This window comes from Prevotella sp. E15-22, assembly GCF_023204875.1.
Taxonomy (GTDB): domain Bacteria; phylum Bacteroidota; class Bacteroidia; order Bacteroidales; family Bacteroidaceae; genus Prevotella.
Window position 1 is genome coordinate 635,574 of sequence record NZ_CP096247.1, and the last position, 13,107, is coordinate 648,680.

General features: G+C 48.7%; 16 protein-coding genes. 12 read left to right on the plus strand and 4 right to left on the minus strand.

What is annotated here, in order from left to right; all coding sequences use genetic code 11:
* Positions 1-34: 34 nt before the first annotated feature.
* The 4 genes from M1D30_RS02360 to M1D30_RS02375 all read right to left on the minus strand — a co-directional run bounded on the left by M1D30_RS02360 (position 35) and on the right by M1D30_RS02375 (position 2,424).
* Positions 35-430: a DNA-binding protein gene (locus M1D30_RS02360; RefSeq protein ID WP_248505860.1), complete on the minus strand. Its 396-nt coding sequence runs from the start codon at positions 428-430 to the stop codon at positions 35-37.
* An 82-nt stretch (positions 431-512) separates the two neighbouring features.
* Positions 513-692: a hypothetical protein gene (locus tag M1D30_RS02365; protein WP_248505862.1), complete on the minus strand. Its 180-nt coding sequence runs from the start codon at positions 690-692 to the stop codon at positions 513-515.
* 159 nt (positions 693-851) lie between these two features.
* Complete coding sequence (locus tag M1D30_RS02370; protein WP_248505865.1) at positions 852-2,165, minus strand: virulence-associated E family protein; 1,314 nt, start codon at positions 2,163-2,165, stop codon at positions 852-854.
* Entirely contained in the window at positions 2,143-2,424 is a 282-nt protein-coding gene (locus tag M1D30_RS02375) for a hypothetical protein (protein ID WP_248505867.1), read from the minus strand. Before M1D30_RS02375 ends, M1D30_RS02370 begins: the two co-directional genes overlap by 23 nt.
* Positions 2,425-2,765: 341 nt before the next feature.
* Between M1D30_RS02375 and M1D30_RS02380 the strand changes: the two genes are divergently transcribed.
* The 12 genes from M1D30_RS02380 (at position 2,766) to M1D30_RS02435 (ending at position 13,101) form a co-directional block, all read left to right on the plus strand.
* Positions 2,766-2,915, plus strand: a complete 150-nt coding sequence (locus tag M1D30_RS02380) for a hypothetical protein (protein ID WP_248505869.1) — start codon at positions 2,766-2,768, stop codon at positions 2,913-2,915.
* A 389-nt stretch (positions 2,916-3,304) separates the two neighbouring features.
* Positions 3,305-3,478 carry a hypothetical protein gene (locus M1D30_RS02385; protein ID WP_248505871.1) on the plus strand — a complete coding sequence of 58 codons (174 nt, stop codon included), beginning with the start codon at positions 3,305-3,307 and terminating at the stop codon, positions 3,476-3,478.
* A gap of 1 nt (position 3,479) precedes the next feature.
* A complete protein-coding gene (locus tag M1D30_RS02390; protein WP_248505873.1) occupies positions 3,480-3,995 on the plus strand; it encodes a DUF6169 family protein in 516 nt (171 codons plus the stop codon).
* A 472-nt stretch (positions 3,996-4,467) separates the two neighbouring features.
* The gene (locus M1D30_RS02395) at positions 4,468-5,436 is read left to right on the plus strand and encodes a site-specific integrase (RefSeq protein WP_248505875.1); all 969 of its coding nucleotides are present in this window, start codon (positions 4,468-4,470) and stop codon (positions 5,434-5,436) included.
* Between the two features lie 83 nt (positions 5,437-5,519).
* Positions 5,520-5,750: a DUF3791 domain-containing protein gene (locus M1D30_RS02400; RefSeq protein ID WP_371874163.1), complete on the plus strand. Its 231-nt coding sequence runs from the start codon at positions 5,520-5,522 to the stop codon at positions 5,748-5,750.
* A complete protein-coding gene (locus tag M1D30_RS02405) occupies positions 5,747-6,220 on the plus strand; it encodes a DUF3990 domain-containing protein (protein WP_248505877.1) in 474 nt (157 codons plus the stop codon). Before M1D30_RS02400 ends, M1D30_RS02405 begins: the two co-directional genes overlap by 4 nt.
* A complete protein-coding gene (locus M1D30_RS02410; RefSeq protein WP_248505879.1) occupies positions 6,217-6,438 on the plus strand; it encodes a hypothetical protein in 222 nt (73 codons plus the stop codon). The genes M1D30_RS02405 and M1D30_RS02410 overlap by 4 nt, the downstream gene beginning before the upstream one ends.
* Positions 6,439-6,853: 415 nt before the next feature.
* Complete coding sequence (locus M1D30_RS02415; RefSeq protein ID WP_248505881.1) at positions 6,854-6,997, plus strand: hypothetical protein; 144 nt, start codon at positions 6,854-6,856, stop codon at positions 6,995-6,997.
* 69 nt (positions 6,998-7,066) lie between these two features.
* Complete coding sequence (locus tag M1D30_RS02420) at positions 7,067-8,593, plus strand: hypothetical protein (protein WP_248505883.1); 1,527 nt, start codon at positions 7,067-7,069, stop codon at positions 8,591-8,593.
* 24 nt (positions 8,594-8,617) lie between these two features.
* Positions 8,618-10,837 carry a fimbrillin family protein gene (locus M1D30_RS02425; protein WP_248505886.1) on the plus strand — a complete coding sequence of 740 codons (2,220 nt, stop codon included), beginning with the start codon at positions 8,618-8,620 and terminating at the stop codon, positions 10,835-10,837.
* 141 nt (positions 10,838-10,978) lie between these two features.
* Positions 10,979-11,521 (plus strand): hypothetical protein, encoded by a 543-nt coding sequence (locus M1D30_RS02430; protein ID WP_248505888.1) that lies wholly within the window; start codon positions 10,979-10,981, stop codon positions 11,519-11,521.
* A gap of 119 nt (positions 11,522-11,640) precedes the next feature.
* On the plus strand, positions 11,641-13,101 hold the full coding sequence (locus M1D30_RS02435) for a reverse transcriptase domain-containing protein (protein ID WP_248505890.1): 1,461 nt from the start codon (positions 11,641-11,643) through the stop codon (positions 13,099-13,101).
* Positions 13,102-13,107: the final 6 nt, after the last annotated feature.

Sequence of the window (13,107 nt, forward strand, 5' to 3'; positions counted from 1 at the left end):
ATGGTTGATGGTTAGGGGTTAGCCCCCTCACCGCTTACACGCCTGTTCTTCGCAGCGAGGCTTCCAGGTTCAGACTCTTGGTGATGAGGTCACCGGTGGCGCGGGCACGCAGCTTCACGCCCTTGATGTGCTTCGACACCTGGAAGTCTTCCGTTTTGTCGGCACCACCGTTGTTCTTGATGCCCAGGCTGAAGATGGCCAGGTCGGCAATCTTCACGTTTTTGCCTTCGAGCAGCAGTTCCTTGATGCAGCCCACCATGTCGGTGAGCATGCCCTTGATGGCGCCCTTCGAGTAGGGGGTGTTGTGACTGGCCATGTGGGCGGCCAGACTGTCAAGGTCGATGGTTTCCTTGATGATGGGGTAGGCGAACCATTTGCAGTAGGCCTTCGACTCCATGTTTTTGTTTTGACGTAGTTCGTAGAAAATCATAATTTAAAAGTGTTTAGGGGTTAAACTGACGATGCAAAGGTACAACATTTTGAATCGGCGTTTTCCCTTTCCTTCCGTTTGCTCACAGGTCTATGCATAATTTTTCCGAGAGCCACTGCACGGCGTGTGGAGGAAGTTTTTTGGCGGTGGGTTTCACACCCATGTTGGCCAGTTCCCGACGGAACGGGCGGCACCAGTTCTTCAGCGTCTTCACACTGACGCCGGCCTTGCTGGCCAGTTCTTGTTTGTATATTGCTTGCATAAGGTAAATATGATGTTTACGAGTGGTAAATATGATGTTTACGAGTGGTAAATATGATAGTTACAAGTGAAAAGTATCATCAATACAGATATACAGATATACAGATGAAATTTAAAAACTCTACGCGTACATGCGCGTGCGCATGTACGCGTAAAACTTTTAGAAAACATCTGTATCATCTGTATCTGTATGTCTGGCCTCCTGCGCCATGATGTTGCGAATCACCCGCATCTCCTCCACGCTGCGGCGCACGGCCACATAGCCCCGCACGTTGCGGCTGGTCTTGCGCTCGAAGCCCAGTTCCACGAAGGCACGCCCCAGCAGCACGCTGCTGATTTTCTGCTGCACGCCCGTGCACACCAGTTGCATGGCCAGTGCCACGCTGATAAACTCGCCCGGCTCCTGGCCCTCCGGCTTGCGGAAATACATCTGCACCAGCTCGTACTCCAACCGTGGCGTCTCAAACTGACTGTTGTGCACGCTGAGTTGCTGGATCTCCTCGCGCGAGAACCAGAACTTAAACCCCTCCTGATACAGGGCATAGGCCTGCGAATAGATGCCAGCGTAGTTGAACGGATGGTCACGTGGCGACTCTATGCTTTCCACCTCGAACGGCAGCCAGCGGCGGTTGCCCGTGGGGTCGCTCAGAAACTGCGCGTTGTTGCCTGTGCCACAGAACGAGGCAATGTGTATGCGGTGTTCGTGGTAGCGGGCGTAGGCCGCTCGCTCGTCAATCGACGGCATGGTGACAGCCGCTTTCAGTTGGTTCAGCTCGGCAGCTCGCATGGTGTCCAGCTCCTCGCAGCACACCAGTCCATACTGCGCCAGCGTCAGCAGGTCGTCGCGCCCCATGCGGTTGGCGTTGGTTTTTGTGTAGAAATACTGCTTCAGCTCGGGCGGCAGCAGGTGGTTAAACCACGTGGTCTTGTACGATCCCTGCTCGCCAATCAGCACCAGTATCACGTTGTTCACCACCGTGGGGTCCACCCATCCCGCCACCATGCCCACCAGCCATTTCTTCAAGTATTTGGCAAACAGCATCTGTTCCCTCATCTCGCTGTCGCCCTTCACGCTCACACTCACCGACATGCCCAGGATGTAGTCCTGTCCGTCCCACTTGGGCAGGTGCTCCAAGTAGAACCGGAATGGGTGAAAATCGGGCGTATAGTCGCTCTCAATCACCCTGTAAATATCCTGCACGCGTGTCGGCTTCTGCTTCGACAGTTCCGCCCATAGCGAGTTCACGATGCGGTCGTTGATGGGGTGCCAGTCTGTGCCCTCGTGCTCGTAGCTCGACGGCAGTCGGAACTCCACCCGCCGTGTCACCACATTGTGGCGCAGCACGATGCGGTCGCTGAGGAATGTTTTGATGTCTTCAACCGAGGCATACACCTCCTTCCAATTGGGTTTTCTCTCGCTGGTGTCTTGCTGTCTGCGTTGTATTTGATTTTTATTTTTGTTCCTGGTTGTCATAATTGTCAGCAATACTTATAATTTTTTCTATCAACTGGTGCATCATTGTATAAAAATCTTGCTCAGTCATTCGGAAGTTCATGATGACCAGATAGCGCATAATGTTCGCTCCGTTTTGGTGAAAGAATTTCTCAGGCGAAAACACCCTGTAGTTAAAATGTCCCGTTTTTGCTATTATCTGCTTCAGGTCCGGGTATTTTCCGTTGTTTAATGGTGTGAGGATCACTGTGGCAAGTGCGGTAAGCTGCTGTTCTGTCATTGTCTTAGTTGTGTGAATTTGGTTCTTAAAAATTTTTCGATGTGCGAAATTAATAATTATTTTTGTGGGTATCTGACATAAGTGACACACAAAACTAAAAAATGCGAGATAAAACGTAAATAATTAAGATATTTTAATGCTTTTCGTGGTTCAAACGCAAATTCTGCTGAAAATACTGATACAAAGGTGGTTGCGGTGAAATGTGATGATAAATAAATACCACCTCTTGCGAAGAGGTGGTAGCATTACCGTCAATTGGCAAAAAACTCTTCAAGAAATGCTTGGAGGTTAAGAAAAGAGTTTGTATCTTTGCAAACAAGAATAAAACGAAAGATAACGATATGGCATCATCAACATTACTTAACGACGATAACACCATCACTCCTGCTATGCGTCGCTCTATCAATAAGGCCCGTCGCGAATATGCCAATGGTGAGACCATTTCTTGTAGTACACCAGAAGACATGCAACGCTATTTCGACAATCTATGATAATCGCGTAATAGTGCTGATTAATCAAGCAAAGGAGTGCGATAACGAAGAATAAATCTTAAGCCAATGTTTGCCAAAATAGAAAAGAAAGAGCAATTACGTCCCTTTACGATGAAGGAAATAGACAACATGCTTAATGAAGCGGAAGCAGCCTTTAAGGCTGGCGACTACCTTACAAATAAGGAAGTGTTTCACCATAAATAATATTATTTTTCCTCATTTTTGGCCCCAATTCTTGCGTCCCTTCGGTAGCAAGCGTCACCCTACGGGATGCCGAGCGTTTTCTCATTGTTTCTAATTCTTTTCCAACCCCAAAAACAAATATTTTTATTCCAAATGCTTGGAAGTTAAGAAAAGAGTTTGTATCTTTGCAAAAAATGATAGGCAATATGGAAACAAAAAGCAATTACAAGCGTCGCACCCGTGAGGAGATCTCCGCATGGCTGCAACGGGCAAGGGAACGGAAGAATGCATGGGAAAAACAAGCCCAATTAGAGCTGAATTCCATGAGAGAAGAAGCACAACGCGCCAAGGAGTCTCACTATTTTGATTTTGCTGGATAAGATGAACACATTGAACCTAGAGATGGTGAATTCTCATGCAGAGTATCAGGTGTTTCTTAGCCAAACAGGCAAATACGTGTTTAAGACAGATTATAATATTCTGTATGCTGTTGACTTTGAGCTAGATGACAACCCATACTACACGGCATATTGGTTTAATCTGACAAATCCAGAACATACTAAATCACCAGGCGACACAAAAATAGCCCAGACTGTGATATGTATCATTGAGGAATTCTTTCGACTGAATCCAGAGGTACTCCTTTATATGTGCAGTACAGACAATGGCCAACAAGCACAGCGTGCTCGTTTGTTCCTACGTTGGTTCAACGGCTACGAACAACAGAAACGATATCTTATCAGATCGACCGAGGTTAATGGCATTGGCACTGATGGAAAAGCCATAAAGGAATATGTGGCACTTATTGTGCCACGCGTGCATCCGCTATTGGATGAGATTGTAGAGCGCTTCGATGATGAGGTTCAAATGTTTAACGACAATAAGCCTAGCGAGTAAACCCCGGCCTCAAGGCCGGGGCATTTTATTTTTTTCTCATTCTTGGCCCCAATTCTTGCGTCCCTTCGGTAGCAAGCGTCACCCTACGGGATGCCGAGCGTTTTCTCATTGTTTCTAATTCTTTTCCAACCCCAAAAACAAATATTTTTATTCCAAATGCTTGGAAGTTAAGAAAAGAGTTTGTATCTTTGCAGCATGAACAAGAAAAGACGTGAGAAATTTGCTGATTTGCTACTTGATATAGTATACAAAGACGATAATCAAAAGAAACAAAAAACAGAATAATTATGGCAGCAAACATTATGTTGATAACAGTGCTTATTATGGCAATTGTTGGTGTTTCTTATTTTCTAATTGAAGATAAGAAGGAACACGGATTGTCAAAATAGAATTAGATTAATAATTTTCTCCTTACTTTCCCCCCCCGACCTATAATAAGGCCGGGGTATTTTTTTATACCACCGGAAATTAAATGATGATTACAATTAACTTTCTGAGAAATATTAAGATTGAGGTAAACAACAAGCAGAGGCGACTGGAGCCCATGCTCGAAGACATCATCCAGAGTCTGGAACCATCGCGCAGCAAAAGCACCGTCGACAACTATCGCACCGCCCTAAGGTCGTTCATCCGTTTTGCCGGTCGCGACATCACCACCCGTAGGGTTGATGCCCACACCATGGAGGCCTATCAGCGCTGGCTGAAACAGCGGGGTGTATGCCCTAACACCAGCTCGTGCTACATGCGCTCGCTGCGAAAGCTCTTCCACGAGGCCGATATACAAGACAGCGACAGACTTTTTAAAAACGTGTTCACGGGCAACGCCAAGACCGAGAAACGCGCCATCACCACTGCGGAGGTCACTACCCTGCGCAATTTGAATATACGTAGCATGGTGCGCGATCTCTTCCTTTTCTCGTTCTTCGCCATGGGCATGCCCTTTATCGACCTGGCCTTCCTCCGAAAGAATCAGGCGCAGAACGGCTACATCACCTATTGTCGCCACAAGACGGGCCAGACCATCCATATGAAGATTGAACCACCCATGCAGGACATTATAAATATGTACGCACGCGAGGATACGCCCTACCTGTTTCCCATCCTCACCGCCACCGAGCCCCGTGCCGCCATGCGTCAGTACGAGCGGCAGCGCCACCGCTACAACCGACAGTTGAAACGCCTTGCCGCCAAGGCCGGCATCCCCCGCCTCACCTCGTATGTGGTGCGCCACACCTGGGCCAGCATAGCCCGCGACCTGGGTGCCGACATCCCCGTGATTCAGAAGGCCTTAGGTCACCAAGACATCAAGACCACACAGATCTATCTGAGCGAGGTGAACGACCACCGCGTGTACGACACCAACGCCGCCGTCATCGCAAAGATTTTCCCCGAAATGCTTGAGTCTTACTCGAATTTTGTCGCGACTCAGCAGAGAAAATGAATTATTCTCTGCATTCGCTGCTCCAAAATTTGGAAGTTAAGAAAAGAGTTTGTATCTTTGCTGCCAGAATACACTAATGATGTATGATTATGGGATATAGCAATCACGATAAACTGGATTGGACGCTTATCTTTATCTCGGAGTTCGGACGCCGCTATGGTCTCACCATGAAGCAGGCGTTCAACTATCTGAGTAGATTTAAGGGCATTGACTTCGTTGACCGACACTATGACTATGTACATACACAGTCATTTACTTCAATGGTTGACGACATTAGTGACTACTGCCGCCGGAAAGGAGGAGCGTTGATATGACGCTTTATCATGGTACGAATGTGGATTTTGACAAGATAGATTTGTCAAAGTCCAAGCCGAACAAGGACTTTGGACAGGGATTCTACCTTTCGGATAACTATAGCCAGGCCCAGGATATGGCGAAGGTTAAGTTCGATCAATTAGAATGGGGACAGCCCATCGTGTTGACTTATCAAGTGGACGACGCAAAGATGGCAGACTTGAAGGTGTTGCGCTTCGATGACTATAGTGAAGAATGGGCGAAGTTCATATTACTTAATCGCAACAACTCCAGTCGAGAGCCAGCTCACGACTATGATGTAGTTATAGGTCCCATTGCTGACGATCGCGTAGGTGTGCAGCTTTGGAAGTATGAGACTAAGAGTATAGACCTACCGACACTTGTCCACAACCTGCATTATATGAAGGGTGTGACAATACAATATTACTTTGGCACGGAAAGATCCATTAGCTTATTGAAACGCATATGAGTGAACAGGAACAGATGAAACTTAGCATGGTGAAAAACCTTGCCCTGATGTTGATGGAGAACGACCCTTCGCTGTCAATGGAACAGGCTTTGTCCATCGTGCTGAACTCTGACACCTATCAGAAATTGCAGAATGAAGCGACCCAGCTTTATTACCAAAGTCCCCGTTATGTGTACTCTTTCCTCGAGAACGAATTAAGAACAGGCGTGATGAGATAGTTATTTTATTTTTTTTCATTCTTGGCCCCAATTTTTTCTCATTGTTTCTAATTCTTTTCCAACCCCAAAATCCATAATTATTATATAAATTATGGTCAAATCATGCGTATCATTAAAATACATTTCCTTTTAGCTTTTTTTCTTCCTACGCACCCAAAAACAAACATTATTTAAGTAAAATCGAAAAAAAAGTCGAAAAAATTTGGAAGTTATCGAAATATTTTCTACATTTGCACCTTGAAATATGTTTATACCTCTTCGCAAGAGGTGTGACAGGGCCATGGTGATGGCACTGGAAAAAGGGTTTGAAGAACCTGAAAACACGTGATAATTGACCTGAAAATTGACCTTGAAATGAGAAAATATGAATTTTAAAAATATATAGTTATTAACCCTTTAAAAAAAAATGATGATTATGGAAAAGAAATTGAATTACGATGCACCTCACATGGAGGTGGTTGTGTTGAAGTCACAAGGACATCTGCTCGCGGGATCGCAGCAAGGTGGAACGGGCGATCAGGAAGACGGTGCTCGCGGATTTGACTTTAATGAAGATTAATAACCCACTATTCTATTTGTAAATCTATATTATAGTCTTAGGTTGCTACTAATTACTAATGAAAAACTTATGATACAATATAATAACTCTCTCATCTTATTGCTCTGCGCGGCAGTCCTGGTGGGTTGCTCCGCAGACAACGAGATTGACAACGAAATTCGTTCGCCCATCTCGCAGCAGTGGAAGGCTGTGGCCTATGCCTCTCTTGATAGCATAGACAACAGCGGCGATGAGGATGAGCCAAACAGACGTGCCTGGTTCTGGGGTGGAAACACCGCACGTTTTGCTAAGGTCTGGGACGCGGGTGACAATGTGCAGGTTTACAATAACAATGTGAAGATAGGCACGTTGACACCTAACTCCGAATACTATGCCACCAAGGAGGCCCTGCTCGAGGGAACCATGACGGGAGCGTTTGCGGTGGGCGATGTGGTTGACCTTTATATGCCTGCCAAACGTGCTGACTATACTGGTCAGGACGGCACGGTGAATAAGTTGTCAAGCACCTATTCTTATCAGTATTTCACGGGAGCTTCTATTGCCAGCAAGGCAGGCAGTAAGCTTAACCTGAGCAATATCAATATGTATCACCGTCAGGAATACCTTCGTTTCGTACTTCTTAACGAGGAGGGAACAGTGCGTTTACATCCTTCGTTGCTCGAGATCCATGCTATCAGTGGTGGTCATATCGTGCAATCCATAGAGGAAGACGGCACCGTTGTTCCTTGTGATGTACTGACGGTATTGCCTGTAGAGGAGAATGGTGAATATCCTGGTGAGTTGTTTGTTGCCTTTCTCAATGATGTAAATGCAAATGTGACATATCGCATCAAAGCCCATGTGGGCGAGGATATCTATGTGGGGCCAGTTAATATAGAGGGACAGAATGCCATTAGTCGTAATTCATCCTCACGAAAAGGCTCCTTAACCCGTATCCTCCGCAAGATGCGCCTCACAACCCCCGCATCCGCTCTCACCATTTCCGACATTCCGGCTTACACGTTCACGGGCTCGCCTATTGTGCCCGATGCCTCGGAGGTGGTGGTGAAAGACGGTGACAAGGTGCTGACACAAGGCACCGACTACAGCTATGCCTTTACCAACAATACCAATGCCGGCGAGGCCACGATTACCATCACAGGCCTTGCTATGAATGGCTCTTTGGCTGCAACGAAATACCTTGGCACAAAGACCAAGACGTTCACCATAGAGCGTGCCCAGCCCATCGTGGTACTCGATGATGCAGTGATGAAGATGGAGGTGGGCCAGAGCTTGTCACGTGTTGTCAGTCGTGTGTTCATTGACAACAACGCCAACGGCACGTGGGACGCAGGCACCGACTACGACATCACCTCGATGGTGAGTGTGGGCTATCGCATTGACTCGGGCGAGGGCGTGGCCGAGGTGATCAGCTACTCAGGCCAGGTGACAGGCGTTGCTGCTGGCGAGGCCACGGTGATGGCCTATATCGTGGGCAACTCAAACTTCAAGGAAGCCTCTGCCACCTATCACGTGATGGTGGGAACAGTGGGCTCTACAAATGTAATCAACGAATGGGGCTCTGGCGACACCACCGACGAGACCGTTCACTATTAATACACACCTTTAAACTGAACGATTATGAAAAAGCTTTTTATCCTTGCACCTTTTGCCATGGCCGCCCTGCTGACGCTGGTTGGCTGTGCAGAGTGCGACGAGGTGACATCAGAAGATAGTGACAGCAAAGTGCCGGTGAAGCTTACTGCCACCACGCAGTCGGCCGTTCTGAGGCGTGCTGCCACCAATATCAATGAAGGTGCTCTGACCTCTGGTAGCGTGAGTGTGCGCACCAGTAGCAGTTACACCACCGCCTATGCCTATACGGCCGGAGCTGGAGGCGTGCTGAGCAGTGACGCCCCCGCATTCTATCCTGCCGGTGGTGCCAATATCGACATCGTGGCCTATTCGCCCGCCGATGCCTCGGCAGCCACCAGCAACACTTTTACCGTGAGTGCCGACCAGAGGGGTACGGCTGGCTATGTGGCCAGCGACCTGCTGTGGGGGCGCGTGGAAAATAAGAACAGCAGCAGCGGCAGCGTTGACATTGCTTTCTCTCACAAGATGGCCAAGATCATCGTCAGGGTGACCGCCACTGGTGGTGTGAGCTATGTGAACAGCATCACCATGAAGAACGTGAAGCGCCAGTGTCTGTTTACCTACGAGACAGGTGCCATCAGTAATGTTGCCTATGTCAGTGGCGAGAACCAGGATGTGGTCGCTGTGAGCTCTGAGACGGCCAATACCACCGACTTCAGCGTGGGTGCCGTCTGCATCCCTGCGCAGACCATTCCTGCTGGCGACTTCATCACCATTGCAACCGACCAAGGCGATGTGGTCTATCAGCTTGGCGAGGACAAAACGGTGGCTGCCGGCAATTGCTACACGGTGAATATCACAGTGACCACCGAGAACGTGGCTGCTGGCATCAATACCATTGAGTCGTGGGCCGGCGGTGCCGGCGATGGCCTGGATATTGCCGCCATTGCCGCGCAGACCTATACAGGCAGTGCCGTCACTCCCGCCATCACCGTGACCGATGGTGGCAAAGCCGTGGCATCGGGCAACTACGAGGTTTACTATACCAACAACATCAATGCCGGCACTGCCACCGTCTATGCCGTGGGCAAGAATACCTATGCCGGCAAGGTGGGTGTGAAGGAGTTTACCATTAATAAGGCTACGATAGCCAATGGATCGTGGAGTATTGATAAAACGACGATGTCGATTGCGAAGGGTGGCGCAACAAGTACCATTTCTGTGTCGCGTACGGGTAATGGAGCTGTTCAGGCTGTGAGTTCCGATGAGGACATAGCTACCGTAAGTGTAAGTGGAACGACTGTTACAGTGACAAGTGGCAGTAATGTAGGTTCAGCGACAGTCACCATTACGGTGGCCGACGGGGATAATCATACCTATGCAGGAAACCATACCTGTACGGTGACAACAATGGTGTATGCTGGTGTCCTTAACGGTCAGTTCACCGTAAATGGTAGTGGCAAGCAGGTGATGTTCTCACAGGGTAATCTGCAGGCCACCTATAATGGCTCGTCATGGACGTGGGCATTTGCTACGAACCAGTGGACTTATATTGGCAATGCAGCAGGAAACACCAAGGTATCATCTTCTTCTCCCTATGTTTCTGGTTACAGCGGCTCTTCAACCACCGTCGATTTGTTTGGCTGGGTTGGTGCCTCTAGTACGTGGACTGGCGTGAATAAATATGGTATCACCAGCTCAACTAGCACGAACAGTACTAACGGCTATGGCATCAGCGCAACTGAAAAATTGAAGAGTGATTGGGGCACGCTGGCCATCACCAACGGCGGCAATACAGCCAATTCCGGTTGGTTCACATTGTCTAAGGACGAGTGGGTATACCTGTTCAATACCCGCACGGCATCCACCGTAGGCGGTACAGCCAATGGCCGCTATGCCAAGGCCACGGTGAACGGTGTAAGTGGTGTTATCCTCTTCCCCGACAGCTATACGCATCCCGATGGTGTAACGGCTCCTGCAAGTGTAAATACTTCAAGTGCTAACTTCACCGCTAATAGCTATGATGCAACTGCTTGGGGCAAGATGGAGACTGCTGGCGCTGTGTTCCTGCCGGCTGCTGGCTACCGGGATGGTACTACTGTCCTCAATGCCGGGTCGTTCGGCTTCTACTGGTCGAGTTCGCCCGACGCGTCGAGTGTGCTCAACGCGTACAGCGTGAACTTCAATAGTAGCTATCTGAATCCGCAGAACTACAGCCGCCGCGGCTACGGTTTCTCGGTTCGCCTGGTCCGCCAGGTCGAGTAGAAAACCCCCTTGTCCGCAAAACGGGCTATAGCAAATGGCGGGCCGTGTGCATCAGGCGCACCAGCCCAGGCAGTGCGCCCGAGGCACACGGTTCGCCATTTGCGATTCAGGGAAAATGAAAAAAAAACAGCAAAGAGAAAGATGGCAAAACTGCGAGAAATAATGGAAATAGAGTCGGAGCGTTCTACGCTTGATGTGTGTCGTGTGATTCACCTGTTCCAGGAAGGCACTTTCTATCGTGCCTACGAATGGAGTGCGTGGTTGTGCGTCCGCTATCTCCAGGACTTCAAACCTACGAAGCGCAAGTTTAAGAACGAGGACAGTTGTGTAGTGTTCATCGGTTTCCCAGTGAGCAGTCTGGCTAAATATACGTCTGAGGGTGTATCCGTAAAAGCTGGTGAGGAAAAGAGCATGGATTTGGTGCTGCCGGAAGAGGTGTTCCAGGAGGGCGTTGAGGTTAGTCTGTTGCAGTCTGAATTCGACCATTGGAAAGATAGTGTTCCCCTGGTTGAATCGTCGAAGAAAGAAACGGATGGCGGTATCTCCAGTGCCGCAGCATCACGGCCTAGCCGGTTGACTGACATTATGCACCGCATTCTGACCTATCCCATTGAGCAGAAGTCGCCTTTGGAGAGCATGCAGTTTTTGGCAGAAATAAAACGCAGTATAGCAGATATAATATGACTTTAATGATACAAGGGGTAAATTCACAGGCAGCGGGCCTTGCCTGTCGGGTCTGACAGCAAGGACAGCATAGACATGGCGGTTGGCTCATATGATGTTGAAAGGTTCCTTCCCGCCATATGAAGAAACGCGCTGCTGACGCATTTTGTTCAGACTTGTTGTTCCTGCCGGCTGCTGGCAACCGGAATGGTACTACTGTCAACAATGCCGGGTCGAACGGCAACTACTGGTCGAGTTCGCCCAACGCGTCGAATGTGAACAACGCGTACAACGTGAACTTCAATAGTAGCAATCTGAATCCGCAGAACAACAACAACCGCAACAACGGTTTCTCGGTTCGCCTGGTCCGCCAGGTCGAGAGCACTTATCCTATGGTTATGATGAAGTTAACAAAATCACAGCTTCTGGAGGACTTGTATACAGCATACTATGCCGCAAGAAAGCATAAGCGTAACAAGTCCTACCAGCTGCGTTTCGAAGCGAGACTGGATGAAAACCTCGCTGAGCTTTGCGATGTGCTCTATGGGCGCACCTATCGGCCCTTGCCATCCTCGTGCTTTGTTATTACTGACCCAAAGAAGCGCGAGGTCTTTGCCGCTGAGTTCCGCGACCGTGTGGTCCATCATTTGTACTACAACTATACGTATCGTATGTTTGAGCGCAGTTTTATTCTCGACAGTTATAGCTGCCTTGCTGGTCGTGGTACCCATTTCGGCATCCGTCGTCTTTATGACCACATCCGCAGTGAGAGCCACAATTACACGCGTCCCTGCTACGTGATGAAGATGGACATCAGCGGATATTTTATGAGTATCCACCGTGAGCGGCTGCTCCGCATCTGTCTTGACAACCTTGACAGGATGTCTATGCATAAGGTGTCAAGACATCGCCGCGAGCGCTGGTGCGATGTGGTGGACATGGACTTCGTTCGTTGGCTGACCGCGGAGATTGTGCTTATGAATCCCTTGAATGACTGCCGGGTTGTGGGTTCACCATCGGAATGGGACGGCCTGCCCCACAACAAGTCGCTCTATAACAGTCCTGAGGGCTGCGGTCTGCCCATCGGTAATCTCACCTCGCAGCTGTTCAGTAATGTCTATCTCAATGTGTTTGACCAGTATATGAAGCGTGTGTTGCACTGCCGTCACTATGGGCGTTATGTCGATGACTTCTATGTGGTCAGTGCCGACAAGACGTGGCTGATGTCGTTAGTACCGTTGGTGAAGGAATTCCTGTATAAGGAACTGGGACTGTCGTTCCACGAAGGTAAGTTGCGCGTCACTTCTGCGTGGCACGGAACGGAGTTCCTTGGAGCATGGCTCAAACCCTATCGCATCTATGCCTCGCGATCCACCGTTGGCAGAATGAGAAGGAAGGTTGCTATGCTGGCTCATAGAGATCGTTCATTGTGGTTTCCTGCACTGAACTCCTATTGTGGTGTGCTTTCCCACTGGAACAATTACAGACTGCGCCGCGGACTGCTCCTTGCTGAGCCTGTTTTTACTAAATATGGAATGTTCAATATAGGTTATACAAGGTATTTATTACCCTTTTTATTTCTATTATTTTTTATCTATTAATTATTA

Excerpts from the sequence above, each read along its gene's own strand:
- M1D30_RS02360 (WP_248505860.1), bottom strand. The coding sequence starts at position 430 with ATGATTTTCTACGAACTACGTCAAAACAAAAACATGGAGTCGAAGGCC.
- M1D30_RS02365 (WP_248505862.1), bottom strand. The coding sequence starts at position 692 with ATGCAAGCAATATACAAACAAGAACTGGCCAGCAAGGCCGGCGTCAGT.
- M1D30_RS02370 (WP_248505865.1), bottom strand. The coding sequence starts at position 2,165 with ATGACAACCAGGAACAAAAATAAAAATCAAATACAACGCAGACAGCAA.
- M1D30_RS02375 (WP_248505867.1), bottom strand. The coding sequence starts at position 2,424 with ATGACAGAACAGCAGCTTACCGCACTTGCCACAGTGATCCTCACACCA.
- M1D30_RS02380 (WP_248505869.1), top strand. The coding sequence starts at position 2,766 with ATGGCATCATCAACATTACTTAACGACGATAACACCATCACTCCTGCT.
- M1D30_RS02385 (WP_248505871.1), top strand. The coding sequence starts at position 3,305 with ATGGAAACAAAAAGCAATTACAAGCGTCGCACCCGTGAGGAGATCTCC.
- M1D30_RS02390 (WP_248505873.1), top strand. The coding sequence starts at position 3,480 with ATGAACACATTGAACCTAGAGATGGTGAATTCTCATGCAGAGTATCAG.
- M1D30_RS02395 (WP_248505875.1), top strand. The coding sequence starts at position 4,468 with ATGATGATTACAATTAACTTTCTGAGAAATATTAAGATTGAGGTAAAC.
- M1D30_RS02400 (WP_371874163.1), top strand. The coding sequence starts at position 5,520 with ATGATTATGGGATATAGCAATCACGATAAACTGGATTGGACGCTTATC.
- M1D30_RS02405 (WP_248505877.1), top strand. The coding sequence starts at position 5,747 with ATGACGCTTTATCATGGTACGAATGTGGATTTTGACAAGATAGATTTG.
- M1D30_RS02410 (WP_248505879.1), top strand. The coding sequence starts at position 6,217 with ATGAGTGAACAGGAACAGATGAAACTTAGCATGGTGAAAAACCTTGCC.
- M1D30_RS02415 (WP_248505881.1), top strand. The coding sequence starts at position 6,854 with ATGGAAAAGAAATTGAATTACGATGCACCTCACATGGAGGTGGTTGTG.
- M1D30_RS02420 (WP_248505883.1), top strand. The coding sequence starts at position 7,067 with ATGATACAATATAATAACTCTCTCATCTTATTGCTCTGCGCGGCAGTC.
- M1D30_RS02425 (WP_248505886.1), top strand. The coding sequence starts at position 8,618 with ATGAAAAAGCTTTTTATCCTTGCACCTTTTGCCATGGCCGCCCTGCTG.
- M1D30_RS02430 (WP_248505888.1), top strand. The coding sequence starts at position 10,979 with ATGGCAAAACTGCGAGAAATAATGGAAATAGAGTCGGAGCGTTCTACG.
- M1D30_RS02435 (WP_248505890.1), top strand. The coding sequence starts at position 11,641 with ATGAAGAAACGCGCTGCTGACGCATTTTGTTCAGACTTGTTGTTCCTG.